Raw genomic sequence first — 19586 nt, 5'->3', positions numbered from 1 at the left:
TAAAACCCAATCTCGATAATCAAAGCGCATTTGATTGACTCGTGAACTGTCTTGCTCGCTAGCATATAGTGTTTTTTTTAGTGGTCAACTTCAACCTTTGAACTGCTCGATGCATAGTCGTAACACTGACTTCGACACCACTTTTGGCTGCAAAACCAGAGCATAATTCTTCAAGTATTGCATCTGGTTGCTCATCAACTAACTGCTCAATTACTGCCAAACTACTATTCCTGATTTTAGCGATCGCACCTCCTCCATGAGGCAAAGATGTCACCTGTCCCGTGTCTCGATAGCGACGAATTAACCTTTTAATGAAGGATACACTCACTTGAAAGCGTTCAGCCAATTGGCGTTGCGACCCTTGTTTGGATTCATAAGCATTTATCACACGTTGGCGTAAATCTGTTGAGTAGGGAGCCGGCATAACTATGAGTATTTTTGCTGCTCCTTCAGTTTACTAAATTTGGTGTCTATTCAATTGAAAAACGCTGTAAATACGGAATAGGTTACTTTCTTTAAACATCTATATAACTCAGCAAAATATTTCACCATAAGACCTGAGTCCGAGGCAAAATTATATTGCAGCAAAGTATATAACCGCTGATTTAGCGTGTGCTGTTTAAGAAAGTTATAAATCCGTTGAGGTAAAGCTATGAAGGTATTGTCCTTCGTCTGACAAAAATTAATTGTCTGACAAAGCCTTGACTTATTTTCCTTTACTCATAACTTTAAAATCCTGCTAGGGAATGTTTAATACCCTACTAGTATGATTTCACTTTTGATATCAAAACACAAGGACAGTTAAGACAGTTAAGACAGTTAAGACAGTTAAGATAGACAATATATAAATTTTGTTAACAGTAGCTAATTATACTGTAACCATATTGCTTGCAGCGATGAAGTTCAACGCAAAATTTGCTCAATTATTCGGTTTGCTTGGGAACCATAACCGCCACCAAACAAATTAAAATGATTCAAAATGTGATACAGGTTATAAAGTGTTTTTCTTTTCTCATAGCCTGCATCTAAAGGAAATACTTCGTTATATCCGCGATAAAACGCTGCTGGGAACCCGCCAAAAAGTTCTGTCATGGCGATATCAACTTCTCTATCGCCAAAATAAGTAGCAGGATCGAAAATCACAGGTTCCCCTGACGCAGTACACCCAGCATTCCCACCCCACAAATCACCATGTACTAAAGAGGGTTGCACTTGGTGATTTGCTAACAGTTGTGGGATAGCCACTAGTAATTTTTCTTGCTGCGGAAAATTACCACCGCGCCTTCTTGCTAACTGAAATTGATAACCTAGGCGATGTTGGGTATAAAATTCTACCCAGTCTGCTGTCCAAGTGTTGATTTGGGGAGTAGAACCAATGGTATTATTCATATCCCAGCCGAAACCTTGTTGGCTGGTGGCTTTGTGCATCGCCGCTAACTTGCATCCCATCTCTTCCCAAGAATGGGTGTTACCTCCCCCCATTTCCAACCATTCCAAAACGATGTAGCTAGAATTACCAGCTGTACCCCAGCAAATTGGTTTTGGAACGCGAATACTAGCTGTGGCTAGCATTTGCTTTAAACCGAGTGCTTCCGCCTCAAACATGCTAACTTGGGAGGCTTGGTTAAGCTTGATGAAGTAAGTTAGCTCACCATTAGAAACAGCATAACCTTGGTTGATGCAGCCGCCACCAACCGATCGCCGTTGATCGTTAAGAAATTTTTCGCCAGTCACCTGGCTAATATGGGCATCAATTTCAGTCCACATCGTTAATTAGGAGAGTAGGGAGTAGGGAGTAGGGAGTAGGGAATGGGATATGGCGAATTTCACTACTCCCCACTCCCCACTCACCACTCCCTAATTTACAATGGCTTCATGACAACTACACCATAAGCGTCTGGATCAAGATACTGATTGGCTGTTTGCATCAAAGTAGTTGCATTTTGGGCTTTAATATGCTCTGGGTAGTTAAAGGCTGGTTCCAAATCTCCTATTAGAGATTGATAGTAACCATACAACCCTGCGCGATCGCTTGGTGTCTCGTTACCAAAAATAAACCTATTCGCCACTCGCCGCCGCACGCGCTCAATTTCTTTTTCTGAGATTAACTCTGTTTGTAACCTGAGAATATGTTGAGCGATCGCATCTTCTACAGCTTGGATATTTTCTACAGCACACTTAGCAGAAATATAAAATATTCCTTGCAGCAGGTTGCTCATATTGCTTACAGATATGGAAGACACCAATCCTCGTTCTTCTCGCAAGTCTTGTACTAGTCTTGATGTCCGTCCATGTCCTAAAATTCCTGCCAAGACATCTAATCCATAAGTTTGCTCTAACTGATTCAGTCCTGGAACCCGCCAAACCATCACCAGACGTGCTTGCTGGAGACTTTCATCAATAAATTCTCGACGCACAATTTCTGTAAATGCGGGTTCGGGATTGTTAACTGATGACTGTTGTCCGGGCGCATGTAGGGGCGCACAGATGTGCGCCCCTACTTGTGCAAATGCTTCGGCGACAATTGCAACTAATTCTTCTTCTGGTAAATTACCTACAGCCACAGCAGTAATTGAGGGGGGTTGATACCAATAACTGTGAAAATCTCGCATCTGCTGGGGTTGGAGTTGAGTGATCACTGCTTCTGGCCCCAACACTGGACGGCGATAGGGTAGTTCATAAAATGCGGTTTCCATTGCGCGTCGAAATGTCCGCCGCCGGGGATTATCCTCTGAACGTCTGATTTCTTCTAAAACTACCAATCGTTCACGCTCAAAGGCATCATCAGGAATACTCGGATTAAATACTACATCGATTTGTAATGGTGCAAGCTCTGCAAAGTCACGAGGAGCAGTAGTTATATAATAATGAGTATAGTCTTGACTAGTAGCCGCATTGGTGACAGCACCCCGTTCTTCAATTCGACGTTCAAACTCGCCGCTTGCCAATCGCTCAGTGCCCTTAAAAATCATATGCTCTAAAAAGTGAGCCATGCCGTTAATGGCATCAGATTCCACAGCTGAACCAACTTTAATCCACAGGCTAAGGTTCACGGCTTCAATCGGCATTTGCTCAACTATGATTGTCAAACCATTGAGCAAATAATGCAGCTTTGGGGCATTAAGACAAGGAAATTGCAGCAGAGTTGAGGTCATTGGTCGTGGGGAGTGAACAGCTACGTTACTCTTTTATCTTATCTGTGACTTCAAATAAACATCGCGATCGCAAATCCTGCTTTATGAAGAAGGGGAAGGGGGAAGGGAACCCCACAATTAAGATAGGGGTTTCAAGTATGGACGCTGATTTTTATCGCACTACCTGTCTAGTAAATCTGATTTTAATATTCTGGGCAATTAAGATAGGGGCTTTGTACCATGTGGGGAAAGGTTTTAACTTTAATTCCCTTCCCTTTCCCCTTTTCCCCTTCCCCTGACAAATCTAGCTTTTTACAGCCATTACCCTATAAAATTATGAGTAGTAATATTAAAAATTGTAAAAATAAATATCAATGTCTAACGTCTTTATTGACAAAAGCAAACCCCGTGTAGTTGTCATTGGTGCAGGAATCGGAGGATTGACTGCTGGGGCATTATTAGCCCGTAGAGGTTACAGCGTTTTAATCTTAGACCAAGCCCTTGTTCCAGGAGGTTGTGCTTCTACCTTTAAACGCCAAGGATTTACCTTTGATGTCGGGGCTACTCAGGTAGCAGGATTAGAACCTGGGGGAATTCATCACCGCATATTTTCGGAACTAGAAATAGATTTACCAGCAGCGACACCTTGTGATCCTGCTTGTGCAGTATATTTGCCTGGGGAGGATACACCAATCAACGTTTGGCGTGACCAAGACAAATGGCTTGAGGAACGACAAAAGCAGTTTCCTGGTAGCGAACCTTTCTGGCAATTAATGGCAACTTTGTTTAATGCTAGTTGGGAATTTCAAGGACGTGACCCAGTATTACCGCCACGCAATTTATGGGATTTGTGGCAACTAATTCAGGCGGTACGTCCCAGTACATTCATTACAGCACCTTTCACTTTCTTGACGGTAGGAGATGCTTTACGGTTGTATGGACTGGGAAATGACAAGCGACTAAGAACTTTTTTAGATTTGCAACTAAAGCTGTATTCTCAGGTGAACGCTGAAGAAACAGCATTGCTTTATGCTGCAACGGCGTTGAGTGTATCGCAACTACCCCAAGGATTGTTTCACCTCCAAGGTAGTATGCAAGTACTAAGCGATCGCCTGGTCGAAGCCTTAGAAAGAGATGGTGGCAAATTATTGATGCGCCATACTGTGGAACATATCAAAGTAGAAAATGGTAAAGCCACCGCCGTTGTCATTAGAAATCAGAAAACTGGTGAAGTCTGGACAGAAGCCGCTGACCATGTAGTTGCCAACGTAACCGTGCAAAACTTAGTGCAACTATTGGGTGATCATGCGCCATCGGGGTATAAACACCGTGTAGAAAAACTACCCCCAGCATCTGGTGCTTTTGTTGTCTATCTGGGTGTAGATGCTAGCGCCATTCCCTTTGATTGTCCGCCTCATCTACAATTTATGTACGATGCCAATGGCCCAATTGGCGAAAATAACTCTTTATTTGTTTCTGTCAGCCATCCTGGCGATGGTCGCGCCCCAGAAGGTAAAGCTACAATTATCGCTTCTTCATTTGTAGACCCTACACAGTGGTGGCGTACTCAAGATTACGAGGGACTCAAACAAAAGTATACGCAACAAGTGATCGCTCGTCTGGCTCAATATTTTTATTTGAAACCAGAAACGATTATTTATCTAGAAGCTGCTACACCCCGCACCTTTGCTCATTACACAGCCCGCGATCGTGGTATAGTCGGTGGCATCGGTCAAAGAATACCCACTTTTGGCCCCTTTGGGTTTGCTAATCGTACACCCATCAATCATCTGTGGCTAGTTGGAGACTCTACCCATCCAGGTGAAGGTACTGCTGGGGTGAGTTATTCAGCCTTGACAGTGGTTCGGCAAATTGAAAACATGTGATGGCTGATGAACGCCAGGTGCTTCAACGGGGGGAACCCCCGCAACGCACTGGCTCCTGATGAACGCCAGGTGCTTCAACGGGGGGAACCCCCGCAACGCACTGGCTCCTGATGACTGATGACTGTCTTTTTTGTAGTCGGCATAAGCGGAAAGGGTTTGTTTAGTCGTGACTTTTATACTAGGTTGCGTTCATCAATAACATTTAGCAACGGGAAATTGAGGGATTAACGGCCCCCTCATCTCCCTCATCCTACCCACTACCTTTGAACGCAACTCGGTATCAATCATTCGTCTGTGGTGCTTTCTTCCCAGATAGCTAAAAATGGCGTACAACTAAGTATTCCTAATGTGCTAAAATCTACGCTAAGCTGGATACATGAATTACGAAACAGCTCGCAAACTCCTAGTAGCCCAGACAACAACAACTGAAGAAAACCCGGATGCCTTGTTGATGCGAATGAAACAGGGCAAACCGCCAGTTCCAGGTCAAATTACCTCGATTTTATTAGCGCTGAAAGTAGTGTTTGAGGGTCTTAAAGAGTCCTCAAGTTTAGATAGAGAATTAGCTTTTTCCCTTTACCAGTTAGCGGTTAAAGCTCAACAAATATTTGTAGCTGGGCGTAAACTAGGAGTTGATTGGCCACCCCTGCTTAAGGAAGATTTACTCAGAATTTCCCTAGCAGCGGAAAGTATCTTTTCTGGTCTATGGCAAACGCCACCTTCTGTGGACAGGCTGAAGGATAAAATGTGAAGGATGAAATCTGCAACTTTTCATCCTTCATCCTTGATTGTTTTAACGCGATCGCAATTCTGTTTCTAATTTATCGATATCACTTTTGAGCAAAACCGTCATTTGACCAGTGAAAGCTTTACCTTGACGGGGTTGGGCTATTTCCATCCAATAGGCATAGCGATCGCCTACACGTAATTCTCCCTTTAAAGCTTCTCTAATTGCGGTTTTGGCATGACGAGCCGAATTAACCACAGTTTGGGTAGGATACTCATACTGTACTCTAGCACGATTGAAGTCTTGATAAATCTCCAACCCATAAATTATCCGCAAGGATTCTTCCAGGCGTTGAAATGACATGCCGTTAATGGCATCATACATCGCTAGGCGTTCGTAGCGAATTTTACTTCTGTCTTTGGTAAATTCCACCCTCCCAGGAGGCAACACCGAAGCTTGAAAAGTGAACCGCTGGGCAGCTGTATCACTTTTTTGTACATACAATTGTTCACCATTGCCAGGGCGTAGCGTCGCATGTGCTTTCATCCAAGTACCGACTTCTTCAGTACTTTGCCCTGGTAAAGCATTAGCTTGGGAATCAAAAATCATTCCCACGCACAGCCAGGGAACTAGAGAAAAAGGCAAAATCAAACGGTTAAACAGAGATTGTTTTAGCATTTTCCTATACGGGAGTTACATGGAAATCCCCCAATTAGCAGGGGGTAAGCATAGTTTTCCCGTTTTTCAGCAAGATTATTTCATTTAAAGCGGTGGGAAATTCCATTCTTTAATAGTTAGTTAGTCGAGTTTACTTTTGCCACCGCTTAGGGCATTAGGGTATTGCTAACTTCTTTCTCCATGCCCATGCCCCATTCCCAATGCCCAAAAATAAATTACTTTGATATCCTTGAAGCAAAGCGCAACCAATCTAACGATCATGCATGACTCTGCAATTCAACCTCAAATGTTACGCGAAGCATGGGAGAAAGGTTTGCAGCAGAGTTTAACCCAAGTTGCACTCAATATGCTGCTGGAAGGTATTGATTTAGCTTTAATAGCAAAACTAACAGGTTTACCACTTGAAAAAGTAAAAAATTTGCAAGCTAGCGATGCAGATGATTCACCAATATTAGTAAAAGAATTTATGGAATTGAGTGAGTCATCACTAAACAAAGTTTGGCTAGATCCAGAGGAAGATGAAGCGTGGAAGGATCTATAGAAAACCTTAGTAAAGGCGATGTCATCTCAATACCTTTCCCATTTTCTAATGCATCAGCCACTAAAAGACGACCTGCTTTAGTAGTTAAAAACTTATTCAGCTATTCTCCTGCTTTCTTTAATTGCTGCAAAGCGTTCTTGCCAAGTGCCTCTTTTTTTCAGAAAATTAGCAATTGATTCATCATTAAAAATTTCATTAGCTAATTTTAAAAATTCCTGTTTTTCTTCTTTTGTAAGTGTATCATTATCATTGAGGCTGCCTACTGACAGGCGTGGATTACCTCCAGCATTTAAATATCTTTCCTTAGCAATGCGTCCTAATTCTGCCATTCGCTTGACTTGCTGTTGTTGGTACTGATTGTTAGTTGTCGTCATCATCTTGAACCAATTCTATAGGAAAAATGTCTCCATCTTGTGTGATTACTGCTACTGGTAAAACAGGACTGAGAGTAGCAATAAACCATAAGCCCCTATCCGCCTCGTATGTATTGTAAGTCATTAGCTCAAGGGTTTGTAAGGCATTAATAATTAAGTATTGTGCTTCACTAGGTTCCACGAATTATTTATCACTATTTTAGCCAAGGCTGATTTTACATCATTTCAATGTTGAGCAATATTTAAGGACTAAAGTCCTCACTACAAACCATCGCTACTTTAATTACTTTCCGCGCTTTCATGTCATGAAAAACTTGTTCTAAATCTTTTAAAGGTCGCTGTTCACTAATCAATAATTCAAAAGGTATTTTGCGACTAGCTATAAGTGCAAGGGCCGATCGCACATATTCAGGAGTATTATGAAACACGCCTTTTAAAGTCAACTCGCTGTAGTGCAATTGTTCTGTGTTGACTGTGATAGTCGTATCTCGCGGACAGCCACCGAATAAATTGACAGTAGCACCAGGACGGGCACAAGCGATCGCAGTTTCCCAAACGCTAGGCACCCCAGTTGCTTCAATCACCACATCAGCACCCCATCCTTGGGTAAGTTCTTTCACCACACTGGGAATATCTGCAATTTGATGATAATTAAAGCTTTTGGCTGAACCAAGTTTTTGACCAATTTCTAACCTTTGGTCGTTACCACCCCACAGCAACACCTCAGCAGTATCCGCCAAAGCAGCCACGAACATCAATCCGATCGCCCCATCTCCCAACACAACCACTTTATCTTGAGGCTTAATATGAGAACGGGCTACTCCATGCAACACACAAGCTAAAGGTTCCGTCATTGCTGCCAATTCAAACGGCAATTCATCGGGAATCCGCAATAAATTATGCTGTACTATCGGTGCGGGAATTTTCAGATATTCCGCAAAAGTGCCGTTATTCCATGTCAAATTTGGGCACAAAGAATACTCTTGGCGTTGACAAAAAAAGCATTCCATACATGGTGCAGAATTATTGGCTACGACGCGATCGCCTACTTGCCAATTAGTAACACCTGCACCCACAGCTACAATTTGTCCAGCCGCCTCATGACCAAATAAAGTTGGTGGTTTGAGCATTTTGGCATGACCACCACGACGCCAGACTTTCAAATCTGTACCACAAGTTGTAGCAGCCCCCACTTGGATCACTACTTCACCAACTGCTGGAGTAGGGTCAGCTACCTGTTCTAGGCGTAAATCTTCTTGACCATAAAGCAAGGCTGCTAACACAGCTTTCGACCTAAATTAACTAGCTACACCTGATTTTACCAGGTGTAGGGCACGAGATGGGGAGATGGGGAGATGGGGCAATGGGAGATGGGGGAGAAATAACTAATACCCAATTCCCAATTACCAATTCTCAATTACCAATTACCAATTCCCAATCCCCAGTCCCCTTTAGGTATTCACTGTTGACTGCGGTAGGACTCCTGTATTCCGGGTTTCCACATTAGGTAGACGATTGACAGTTAAAAGTGGTACTTCTGAGCGGCAGGACAAACAAAACCAATATACTTCGCTATGACGAACATGACGTAGCAGGGAACCTCCGCAACACGGACATGTGTTGGCTCTCATACTCATAGTAATGCCCTCTGGAAAAAAAGTTTGTTGTTTAAGAAGGAACAAAAAATTTGTTGATTAAATTTGGATACTAGCGGTCTGTATGTAAGCATTTATTAAATTAATGCGGTTTTCGATAATTTGTTTGTAGATTGCTTCATAGCCGTTAACCATTTGGTTAACGCTAAATTTGTTTTCTACATGTTCTCGACAGGTTTGACGAGTGAGTTTCAAGGCCGCAGGAATCATTGTTGCCATTTCTTCATAGTTTTGGCAGATAAAACCTGTTATGCCATGAGCAATCACTTCCTGTACGGAACCCAAATTTATCGCAATGACTGGCGTACCCGTTGCCATTGATTCAATCATCACCAAGCCAAAAGGTTCTTGCCAGGTAATAGGAAACAAAGTGATTGCAGCATTGCCCAGAAGTTCAGCTTTTTCGGCGTGATTGATTTCACCTAAATATTCAATTTGCTGATCATCAATATGGGGGGCAATTTCTTGTTCAAAAAACTTCGAGTCTACTACATCAACTTTGCCTGCCATCTTCAAGCACCAACCACTCTGCTTAGCAATGGCGATCGCATGTTGTGGGCCTTTTGCTGGAGAAAAGCGTCCTAGAAATACTAAATATGGTGGCTGTTGTGGTTGAGCTACAAACGGATAGTCTAATGGCTCAATCCCGTTATAAACAGTGCCAACATAATTTAAATTGATTTGTCGCTGGGCGTTACTAATACTGACATAGGGTTGGTTTTGGTGGTAGCTAAATACTTTACGACTATCTTTTGTAAAACTGTCGTGCAGAGTATGCAACGTGGGGGTTGAAACCAAACTCGCTAAAGGTAATGCCGTCATCCCTACATGAGAATGGATAATATCGAATTCCGCAGCTTGCTGGTAAACTTGGCTCAGTTCTAGAATTTGGTACACTGCATAATCTTGGACATTTTGGTCTAAGCGCAAGGCACGCAAATAAACTGCTTCTAAATTAGCCAAAGTTTGAGAATCACCAGAGGCAAATAAAGTTACCTCATGACCACGACGAACTAGTTCATCGGTCAAGCGACTCACTACCAGTTCAATGCCTCCATAACTAAGAGGCGGAACTCGTTCCCATAAGGGGGCAACTTGAGCGATTTTCATAAAGTTGTTTTGGTTCAGCCAGTAACATTGTCCTCAAATTAAATATCGATATTATTTTATGAGGACAAAGCATTTTTACTTACTCTTTTGACATTTAAATTAACCTAAATGACTCTTAAGAGTACAATCTCGGTTAACCGTAGCGTCAACTACCACCGATAAATTTAAAACTTTCAGCAATAGGCGCTAGGCGACTACACTTATAGAATATAACCCAGGTTTTCCGGGTTTCATCTACCTTGGGGATCATAACCAAGTAAAATATTTTGTAGCATAACTGACAAAACAATAAATTTTGTAGCCAAAACTACTAAAAATATAGGCGGGATCAATTTTCTTCAACGTTAAATTAGGGAAAATCAGGTAAACAACCAGAAAATAAAACAATGTTAAATAATACTAATTTTTTTTAATAAAAACATTGCTTATTGATGTGAATACAGATAACGTAACTAATGAAAATCGCTACTTGGAATGTCAACTCGATTCGCACTCGTCTAGAACAGGTGATTGATTGGTTAAGCCAAAATCCGGTGGATGTGCTTTGCTTGCAAGAAACGAAAGTTGTAGACAATGATTTTCCGCGATCGCCTTTTGAAAACTTAGACTATAACCTTTATTTATCCGGGCAAAAGGCTTACAACGGTGTAGCCTTAATCAGCCGTCAACCATTAATTGATGTCAGCACTGGTTTTAGTGCCGTTTTGCCAAACCTCGATCCACAATGGGATGAGCAAAAGCGGGTAATCACAGGTGTAATTGATGGCATTCGGATTGTGAATCTTTATGTTCCCAATGGCTCGGCAGTAGGCAGCGAGAAATACGAATTCAAGCTACGCTGGTTAACAGTGCTACGAGAGTATTTGCGATCGCTTCTGTTAGTGCAACCTGCCATCTGTATGTGTGGCGACTTCAACATTGCTCTAGAAGCCAAAGATATTCACGAAAAAGTAAATCCAGAAAATCACATTATGGCATCCGAATCAGAGCGCCAAGCTTTACGAGATGTTCTAGAACTAGGATTTGCCGATGCCTTTCGCAAATTCACCACCGAAGGCGGACACTACAGTTGGTGGGACTATCGCGCCGCCGCCTTTCGCCGCAACTTAGGCTGGCGCATTGATCATCACTATCTCACACCAGTATTGTACGAGCGTGCAACAAGTTGCATTATAGATGTCGCACCCAGAAAATTGACTCAACCTAGCGATCATACGCCCGTAATTGTGGAATTGGGCATTGGGAGTGGGGCATAGGGCATGGGGCATTTTCCTTCATTCCAAAATACTTTGTGCCTTATATTTATCTCCGGGTAATTAGTTATAATTCCCACAATCATTTCACCCCACCCCCAACCCCTCCCCTTACCAAGGGGAGGGGAGGAAAAGCGTAGCTTTACCGGGGTGGGGTTCTTAAGTTTTTATAAGTAATCAAGCTGACATAATATTAGTGCTAAAAATCAAAGAACTATGAAAGACACGAAGACAAGGGCAGCCGTGTGGGCGGCTTTGCCGACTTGAACGGACTGCCCATACAAAGAGTTTTCTAAAGTGCGAAAAACGCAACTGTGTTGTTATTGCTCATGGGTTTTCAGCATCTATCTTATAAAGTAGTTTTAAGCAGATAGCTAGCTGTGTGAGAACGATAAAGACTGTAACTATTGATTTTAGGTATTTATATGTTTCTGGTAACTGGAGCAACTGGAGGAATTGGTCGCCGAGTTGTGCGACTTTTACGCCAACAGGATAAATCGGTGCGGGCCTTTGTCCGCCTTACCTCGCGCTATAGCGAGTTAGAACACCGAGGAGCAAGCATTTTCGTTGGTGATTTGCGGCGGGAAAAAGATATCCAGAAAGCTTGTCAGGGTGTTGAGTATATTATTAGTGCCCACGGTTCTGACAGCGATGCTTTATCTTTAGACTATCGCGCCAACATCGAACTTATTGACCAGGCAAAAGCCAATGGAGTACAACATTTTGTATTCATATCTGTGCTTGGTGCCGACCGGGGGTATGAAGATGCCCCAGTGTTCAAGGCCAAACGAGCAGTAGAGCGATATTTAGAAGCTAGTGACTTGAACTACACTATTTTACGCCCAGCTGGATTAGCATCAAACTTGCTGCCCTTGGCAGAACGATTTCGTGAAACAGGCTTGTATCTGCTGATTGGTGATCCCAAAAACCGTACCTCGATTGTAAGTACAGATGACTTGGCAAGAATGGTGGTAGATTCAATCACATTAGAAGGCGCTCGTAACCAAATATTACCAGTGGGGGGCCCGGAGATTTTATTGCGTGAGGATATTCCCCGGATTTTTAGTCGCGTCTTCAGCAAAGAGGCAATAGTAATTAACTCACCATTATTTGTTGTTGATGGGTTACGCAGTGCCTTTGGTTTATTTAATCCCCCAGCACAAAAAGCTTTGGGAACCTATCGCACATTATTGTCGAATGAGTTTTTCTGTACAAAAGAGGAAACAGCCAACTTAGAAAGGATTTTCAACTTGCAATTGGAAAGCTTGGAAAGTTTTCTGCGGCGGTATTTAGCAGTTTGAATTAGTTAGTTGTCAGTTGTCATTTGTTAGTTGCTACTGACCACTGACCACTGACTACTGACCACTGACAAAGGACAAATAATTAAAATTTTATGAAATCTCCTTTAGTTGCAAATGCCATTCAAGCGCGTCAGACAAAACAGCGATTCGCTAGGCCAGAAGATCAACTGTCTTATGAATTGGGTAAGGCTGTACAAGAATTGCCACCGCTTTACACCAGATTGTTAGCGGGAACCATCAGTTTAGTAGTATTTGGGACGATCGCTTGGGCGAATTTCTCTCAAATCGATGAAGTAGCGATCGCACCAGGGGAATTAATTGCTTCTACACAAGTGCGACCAGTAACATCGCTTGGTGGTGGGTCAATTTTAGCGGTGAAGGTAAAAGAAGGCGATCGCGTCACTAAAGACCAAGTACTGATTGAACGCGACCCAGACTTGAAACAAACAGATGTTAGCCGCCTTGCCAAATCCAGCAAGTTAATTCAAGACGATTTGCAGCGTTTAGATGCTGAACGCACTGGCGGTAAAACTGCTGGTACAAAACTGCAAGATGAACTGTTAAGCTCACGCTTAAGGGACTATCAAGCGCGTCAAGCAGCGGCGGAAGCCGAAGCAAATCGTTTGCTAGCAGCTATTGATCAGTCGAAAGTGCGCCTCAAGCGCTTGCAGGAAAACCAAGCCAATGCTAAAACCAGCTTTGTTAACGCTCAAGCTAACTTGGTGAATGCACAAAATATCTTGGGTAAAGTGGAAAATGGTCAAGCGATCGCTCAAAACAGAGAAGAAAGCTTACGCACCCTAGTTAATTCTGGCGCTGTAGGCAGAATCGATTACCTAGATGCCCAAGAAAGATTAAATCGTGCCAACACAGAAATTACCAAAGCCAAAGATGAAGTCATCAACGCTCAAAATAGGTTAACAGAAGCTCAAGATAAAGTAGACTCTCTACAAAAAGATATTGCCGCCCAAATTCAAGAAATTCGCCAAGCCGAACAAGCTTATCAAGCTGCTTTCAATCAAGCACAACGTTTAGCATCAGAGCGCCAAAGTGAAATTTTAACCCAAATCAACAAGCGCAAAGAAGAACTAACCAACGTTTCCGGTCAACTTGAACAGGCTAGAAAGCAGGAAGAAGAAGAAACTATTAAGGCTCCAGTTGCAGGCACTATTTACAAAGTTAAAGCAACTAAAGGCCCAGTACAAGCGGGTGAAGAGTTGTTATCAATTTTGCCAGAAGGTGAAGAGATGTTGCTAGAGGTGAAAGTTCTCAACCGCGATATTGGCTTTATTCGTCAGGGTATGAAAGCAAAAGTGAAAATGGCAACATTCCCCTTCCAAGAATTTGGCACAGTTGATGGTGAAGTCGTTCAAGTTAGTCCCAATGCAATTGTAGATAAAGAACTAGGTTTAGTTTTTCCTACCAGAATTCGGTTAAGTAAACACTCAATAAATGTGCGGGGTCAAGAGGTTACATTTACTCCAGGTATGGCTGCTAATGGTGAAATTATCACTCGTAAGAAGTCAATTTTGACATTCATAATCGAACCTATTACTCGTCGATTTAGTGAAGCTTTTTCTGTGAGATAGCTTGATGGGGGCAGGGCATGGGTAATGGGTAATGGGTAATGGGTGAGATGTGATGACTAATAGTAGAATCCAATTTCCAATTCCCAATTCCCAATGCCCCATTCCCAATTCCCTAAATATATTCTTTTATTGCCAAAGATAGATGCACGTTTACTAATTATTGCTAAACTCATTCTATCCTCTGATAACAGTTATGTATGAAAATATAGAAGTTGATATTAACAACTACGGCTTAATCAGCAATTACCGATGCTACATATTTTGTTACCGAAACATTCAATAATTAAACTAGTTTATTACTGATACAAGTAATTGTTAATTTCTCGTGAAGCTAATATAAAGATTTATTAAAATTACAGCTTTCCTGTTAAAAGCTCTTGACTATATTTAGAAAAATTTCTACAAAAATAACAGTGGTTAAAACAATATAGTGAGGAACTGTCACTTTTTCGTTGAACTTCTCTTCTAGGTTACTTCTTCAGATGTATTACATCTACGGATGAGAAAATAGCCTGTATTACGTTATTCTAAGAAGTAGATTTGTACTCATACCTGACCTTAGCTACCTTTAGTTTCCAATCCATAGAAAAAGTTGCAAGCTTTTTTGGGAATCTAAACATAACTGATTTAAATATATTGAGGTTGACCTATGAACTTATATTGGAAGTTCAGTAACATCCTCAACATAGGAGTGACTAGAAGACTCTAACGTAGCCGTGATCATCAACCATAGCACTTACAACTAAAAAATATCTTATTGTAATTGTTTGTTGCTGACTGTCCATGGTTAACAGTTAACAGTCAATACGGACGTAAGTCTTGACGCCCGTACAATAGTCAATAACTTCAAGCTGGGTAATTAATTTCTTGGAGTTCCTAGGTGTTTTACCAGAAACTGATGTTTATTAGGTGAGACAACAGCTATGCCTGCTGCATATTTTGTCAGGTTTGGTAACTACGATTTGCGAACTATCTATCCTTACACTTTTAAATCGCAGTCTCGAAACAAATTTTTGCTGGCTGGAAAAAATAAAAAAATCCCATGACGCGCCAGAAAGCTTTTAATTAACCTATGAACCCAACACAGCACATTCAGGCAGAATATTGAGGGTTAAAAGTGGCGGTAGCAGAGAAATAATATCACGTGTCCGAAAGACTAGAAGTTGCACACCAGTTGTTACAACGGGTGTTCCTCAAACGTAGATGCGTACTGCGAAGCAGAACCCGTACCCCTACGCTTAAGCAAGCTACGCGTAGCGTCTCCGTCAGGAGAAGAGTAGTTTGTCTAGGCAAACTCAGAAAAAAATAGGGGTTTTGTACTCTTGAGTCAGCTGAAAAAGGTGTGTCTACAGCTAGCCGCGACTTTAATCGAAGGCGTGGTGATGAATTTTGCATATGTGATCCTTGAAGTATGAATCTTGTTGCGACAGAGACATTGAAGAGATTTTTCTGTATTTTTCATTAGACAGAAACTGGTAATGATTATGTCAAACTATTCTAGCAAAGACAAGATTTTTCAAAACTACGACATGCACGATAGCAAGTTTTTAACACCTTTTCAAAGAAAGGCTTTGTTGAAACAATTGCAGAATAATTTACAGCCAGAATATCGGCGAAGAATTGAAATTATGTTATTGGCAGATATAGGTAAATCTCAAAGCCAAATCTGTGAAATATTAGGTTGTTCACAAGAAATGGCACGCTATTGGGTGGGTTTAGCAGAAGCAGGTTTAGCACATAAATGGAATGAGCGTCCGATAGGTAGACCAAAGATTGTCAATAACCAATATATTGAACGTTTGAAAGAATTGGTAAGCAATAGTCCTCGTGATTATGGTTATGCATTTACTTACTGGACAGCCCAATGGTTAAGCAAGCATCTAGCAAATGAATTAGGTATTGAAATCAGCGATCGCCATGTTAATCGCCTTTTAAAACAAATGGGACTTTCCACCAAACGTAAAAGTTCCTCTCAACCAGAAACTGACCAAAATCAAGATGCAGCGATTACAATCACTGACTTGCAATATAACCCTGAACCTAATTTTAATTGGTCATTTAACTTGATTCCAACTAATCATTAAATGGGGGATGGGGAATTGGAAATTGGAAATTGGAAATTGGGAATTGGGAATTAGTTATTTCTTCCTCATCTTCCTCATCTCCCTCATCTCCCCATCACCCCTACTCCCCCCTACTCCCCTGCACTTTTTTACTTGTCACTCCCAAAGGAGGTAAGGAAATGCCATCAGCGTTTTCTCGGCAACAGTTAACTCAACAACTCACCCAAACTTTGGGTGAGCAACTGTCAGATAGTGAAATTGAGATGTGCTTGCAAGGGGTGGAAATTATCGAACCACCTGTAGCAAAACAGTTTTGGCAAGCAACGGCAGCAACCCCCGGAATTTCTATTATTCTTGGGGGTAAAGTTAGACTCTTAGATAGCTTTAATAACTTAATTACTACCCTCTCAACTGGGGCGTCATTTGGCGAATTAACTTTATTTCCTGAAGAGGAATTTAGCCCTTATGTTGCAAGAGCTTCTGTTAACTTAAAACTTTGCTATCTTTCACAAGCAGTATTGCATGAGGTGATACATAAATATCCGAGTATTCGCGATCGCCTCAAAAGAAGTGCAGAAATTTGGGATTTATTATTGTTACGATGTCAAAGCACCTTACTTCCTCACAATAGCTCTGTGGAAGAGGTTCTCAAAGCATTGTCTTTATTTGAGCGCCAAACTTTAGAAACTGGCTCATTTCCAACCAAGCTCTTCAAACAAAACAAGCTTTGGCTATTGCGTCGAGGAGAAGTATTAGATGCTGACGGGCATACATTGACACCAGGAAACATTTATGCATCTCCAAAGGTAGGAAATTGGCGAGTCAACCAACCAACTATTGTTTACACTCTCAAAAATGATGATTGGCAAATTGCACTAGAATACTGGCCGCAATTGGCAGATTTACTCAAATTACAAGAAATAGGGAGTGGGGAGTCGGGAGTCGGGAGTAGAGAAGACTCTTCCCCATTACCCAATCCCCATCGCCCCTTATCCCCAGAGGGGGCCCCGAGTTCCCCAGTACCTAATCCCCAACCCCCAACCCCCCAAGTAAAACAAAATCAACGAAAAGCTTACTTTCCCAGCCCAAAGGTGAGAGCAGGGCATTTGTGGGGACGCTTAACCAAACGGTATCCGTTTTTTGAACAGCAAAGCGCCTCAGACTGTGGAGCAGCTTGTTTAGTGATGATTGGTCGCTATTGGGGTAAGCGTTTGAGTGTGAATCAACTGCGGGAGCAAGCCAACGTCAACCGCAGTGGAGCATCACTACGGGGTTTAACAGTAGCAGCAGAAAGTATTGGTTTTGCTACCCGTCCTGTAAAAGCTAGCCTCGATAAATTGGCACAACAACCCCTACCAGCGATCGCACATTGGGAAGGTAAGCACTACATTGTTGTCTATGAAATCAACAAAAAGCAGGTGATAGTCGGCGATCCTGCCATTGGTCAACGCACCCTCACCGTGCAGCAATTCAAAGCTGGTTGGACTGGTTATGCGTTGTTATTGCAACCTACACCTTTCCTGAAAGACACTGAAGAAACCAGCACATCATTGTGGCAGTTTTTTGATTTACTCAAACCCCACTCACAAGTGCTGTTAGAGGTGTTCGTTGCTTCACTGTTGATTCAGGTGTTTGGACTGATTACGCCTTTATTCACTCAGTTATTGTTAGACCGAGTAATAGTGCAGGGTAGCACTCTCACCTTAAACGCCGTGGGTTTGGGGCTGGTGATTTTTGGATTGTTTCGCGTTGGCATTAATGGACTACGACAATATCTACTTGATCACACAGCCAACCGCATCAGCTTAGCTTTGTTAGTAGGTTTTATCAAACATACCTTTCGCTTGCCTCTATCATTTTTTGAGTCGCGTTACGTGGGGGATATTATTTCTCGCGTTCAAGAAAATCAGAAAATTCAGCGCTTTCTCACCGGTGAAGCACTATCTATTACTTTGGATTTGCTGACAGTGTTTATCTATGTCGGCTTGATGTTTTGGTACAGCTGGCAAATGGCATTGCTGAGTTTGTTGATTGTACCGCCCTTTGTACTACTGGCGCTCATTGCTACACCTTTTTTACGTCGTATCAGCCGTGAAGTTTTTAATGCCTCAGCCACCGAAAATAGTTATCTAATTCAATCCCTCAGCGGTATTCGTTCGATTCGTTCAATGGCAATTGAACAGACAGTGCGCTGGCATTGGGAAGAACTACTAAATAATGTAATTAAGAAAACTTTTAAAGGGCAAATTATTAGTAATCAATTACAGATTTTTAGTTCAACCATTGAATCTTTAGTCAGTACAGGGTTACTTTGGTTTGGTGCATGGTTGGTGATTCAAAACCAACTCACCATTGGACAATTAGTTGCTTTCAATATGCTGTTGGGCAATATCATTCGCCCTTTTCAGCGACTTGTGGTGTTGTGGAATCAATTGCAAGAAGTAATCATTTCTACTGAGCGAATTAATGATGTTTTAGAAGCTGAGCCAGAAGAAGATTTTCAACATCATCCTCGTCAAATTTTACCGAGATTGCAAGGTCATATTCGCTTTGAAAATGTGACTTTCCGCTACCATCCAGATAGTGATGTTAATGTTCTGGAAAATCTCAGTTTTGAAATTTTACCAGAGCAAACTGTAGCCGTTGTTGGACGTAGCGGTTCTGGTAAAACTACACTCTCAAAGTTGATTTTGGGCCTATATCCGCCGACAGATGGCAAAGTATTAATTGATGCTCAAGATGTAACTAGTATTTCCTTGCGATCGCTTCGTTCTCAAATTGGTGTTGTCGATCAAGATACCTTTTTGTTTGGCGGCACAATTCGTGAAAATATCAGCATTGCTCACCCAGAAGCCACCCTAGAAGAAATTATTGAAGCGGCGCGTCTAGCAGGAGCAAATGACTTTATTCAGCAATTACCAAGAGGTTATGAAACCGAAATTGGTGAAGGCGGCGGGATGCTATCTGGCGGACAACGCCAAAGGCTAGCGATCGCTCGTGCTTTGCTAGGAAATCCCCGCTTAATACTCTTAGATGAAGCAACTAGCCACCTCGATGCCGAATCTGAGCGGATTATTCAAAATCACCTGAAAACCATTCTCAAAGGGCGGACAAGTTTAATCATCGCTCATCGCCTGTCCACCGTGCGTCATGCTGACCTAATTCTGGTTTTAGATCGCGGGTTATTAGTCGAAAGCGGCACCCACGATGAATTAATTGACAGAAGAGGTCATTATTTTTATCTCAATCAACAACAACTAGCACCCACAGGTTGA

General features: G+C 42.0%; 17 protein-coding genes. 8 read left to right on the top strand and 9 right to left on the bottom strand.

The features are described from left to right. Positions 1-58: 58 nt before the first annotated feature. The 3 genes from I8748_RS23505 to I8748_RS23495 all read right to left on the bottom strand — a co-directional run bounded on the left by I8748_RS23505 (position 59) and on the right by I8748_RS23495 (position 3155). Complete coding sequence (locus tag I8748_RS23505; RefSeq protein ID WP_198125864.1) at positions 59-424, bottom strand: helix-turn-helix domain-containing protein; 366 nt, start codon at positions 422-424, stop codon at positions 59-61. Between the two features lie 479 nt (positions 425-903). Further along, positions 904-1767 (bottom strand): fructosamine kinase family protein, encoded by an 864-nt coding sequence (locus I8748_RS23500; protein ID WP_198126946.1) that lies wholly within the window; start codon positions 1765-1767, stop codon positions 904-906. Positions 1768-1862: 95 nt separating this feature from the next. Continuing rightward, positions 1863-3155, bottom strand: coding sequence for a M16 family metallopeptidase (locus I8748_RS23495; RefSeq protein ID WP_198126945.1), 1293 nt, complete (start codon positions 3153-3155; stop codon positions 1863-1865). Between the two features lie 353 nt (positions 3156-3508). On the opposite strand from I8748_RS23495, the gene crtD reads away from it, so the two are divergent. Then, on the top strand, positions 3509-5020 hold the full coding sequence (gene crtD / locus I8748_RS23490) for a C-3',4' desaturase CrtD (protein WP_198126944.1): 1512 nt from the start codon (positions 3509-3511) through the stop codon (positions 5018-5020). Between the two features lie 376 nt (positions 5021-5396). After that, positions 5397-5771: a Dethiobiotin synthetase gene (locus tag I8748_RS23485; protein WP_198126943.1), complete on the top strand. Its 375-nt coding sequence runs from the start codon at positions 5397-5399 to the stop codon at positions 5769-5771. 42 nt (positions 5772-5813) lie between these two features. Here the strand turns inward: I8748_RS23485 and I8748_RS23480 are convergent, their stop codons facing one another. Continuing rightward, positions 5814-6425, bottom strand: coding sequence for a hypothetical protein (locus tag I8748_RS23480; RefSeq protein ID WP_198126942.1), 612 nt, complete (start codon positions 6423-6425; stop codon positions 5814-5816). 259 nt (positions 6426-6684) lie between these two features. On the opposite strand from I8748_RS23480, the gene I8748_RS23475 reads away from it, so the two are divergent. Further along, complete coding sequence (locus I8748_RS23475; RefSeq protein ID WP_198126941.1) at positions 6685-6966, top strand: hypothetical protein; 282 nt, start codon at positions 6685-6687, stop codon at positions 6964-6966. 92 nt (positions 6967-7058) lie between these two features. Here I8748_RS23475 and I8748_RS23470 read toward each other — a convergent pair whose 3' ends face one another. The 5 genes from I8748_RS23470 to I8748_RS23455 all read right to left on the bottom strand — a co-directional run bounded on the left by I8748_RS23470 (position 7059) and on the right by I8748_RS23455 (position 10105). After that, positions 7059-7295 carry a hypothetical protein gene (locus I8748_RS23470; RefSeq protein ID WP_225896522.1) on the bottom strand — a complete coding sequence of 79 codons (237 nt, stop codon included), beginning with the start codon at positions 7293-7295 and terminating at the stop codon, positions 7059-7061. A gap of 31 nt (positions 7296-7326) precedes the next feature. Continuing rightward, a complete protein-coding gene (locus tag I8748_RS23465) occupies positions 7327-7464 on the bottom strand; it encodes a hypothetical protein (RefSeq protein WP_214662712.1) in 138 nt (45 codons plus the stop codon). A 118-nt stretch (positions 7465-7582) separates the two neighbouring features. Then, positions 7583-8623 (bottom strand): zinc-dependent alcohol dehydrogenase, encoded by a 1041-nt coding sequence (locus tag I8748_RS23460; protein WP_198126940.1) that lies wholly within the window; start codon positions 8621-8623, stop codon positions 7583-7585. A 168-nt stretch (positions 8624-8791) separates the two neighbouring features. Further along, on the bottom strand, positions 8792-8977 hold the full coding sequence (locus I8748_RS35310; RefSeq protein WP_096559024.1) for a hypothetical protein: 186 nt from the start codon (positions 8975-8977) through the stop codon (positions 8792-8794). 57 nt (positions 8978-9034) lie between these two features. After that, positions 9035-10105 carry a glycosyltransferase family 4 protein gene (locus I8748_RS23455; RefSeq protein WP_198126939.1) on the bottom strand — a complete coding sequence of 357 codons (1071 nt, stop codon included), beginning with the start codon at positions 10103-10105 and terminating at the stop codon, positions 9035-9037. Between the two features lie 455 nt (positions 10106-10560). Here I8748_RS23455 and xth point away from each other — a divergent pair, with 455 nt between their 5' ends. The 5 genes from xth to I8748_RS23430 all read left to right on the top strand — a co-directional run bounded on the left by xth (position 10561) and on the right by I8748_RS23430 (position 19586). Further along, positions 10561-11361 carry an exodeoxyribonuclease III gene (gene xth / locus I8748_RS23450; RefSeq protein WP_198126938.1) on the top strand — a complete coding sequence of 267 codons (801 nt, stop codon included), beginning with the start codon at positions 10561-10563 and terminating at the stop codon, positions 11359-11361. A gap of 422 nt (positions 11362-11783) precedes the next feature. Beyond that, on the top strand, positions 11784-12659 hold the full coding sequence (locus I8748_RS23445; RefSeq protein WP_198126937.1) for an SDR family oxidoreductase: 876 nt from the start codon (positions 11784-11786) through the stop codon (positions 12657-12659). Positions 12660-12751: 92 nt separating this feature from the next. Beyond that, complete coding sequence (locus tag I8748_RS23440) at positions 12752-14248, top strand: HlyD family efflux transporter periplasmic adaptor subunit (protein WP_198126936.1); 1497 nt, start codon at positions 12752-12754, stop codon at positions 14246-14248. Positions 14249-15732: 1484 nt separating this feature from the next. Further along, positions 15733-16332, top strand: coding sequence for a helix-turn-helix domain-containing protein (locus tag I8748_RS23435; protein ID WP_198126935.1), 600 nt, complete (start codon positions 15733-15735; stop codon positions 16330-16332). A 158-nt stretch (positions 16333-16490) separates the two neighbouring features. Beyond that, the gene (locus I8748_RS23430; RefSeq protein ID WP_198126934.1) at positions 16491-19586 is read left to right on the top strand and encodes a peptidase domain-containing ABC transporter; all 3096 of its coding nucleotides are present in this window, start codon (positions 16491-16493) and stop codon (positions 19584-19586) included.

It is taken from the genome of Amazonocrinis nigriterrae CENA67 (genome assembly GCF_016056305.1).
GTDB lineage: Bacteria > Cyanobacteriota > Cyanobacteriia > Cyanobacteriales > Nostocaceae > Amazonocrinis > Amazonocrinis nigriterrae.
The sequence above is the reverse complement of the archived record's forward strand: the minus strand, read 5'-3'. Positions and strand labels throughout refer to the sequence as shown.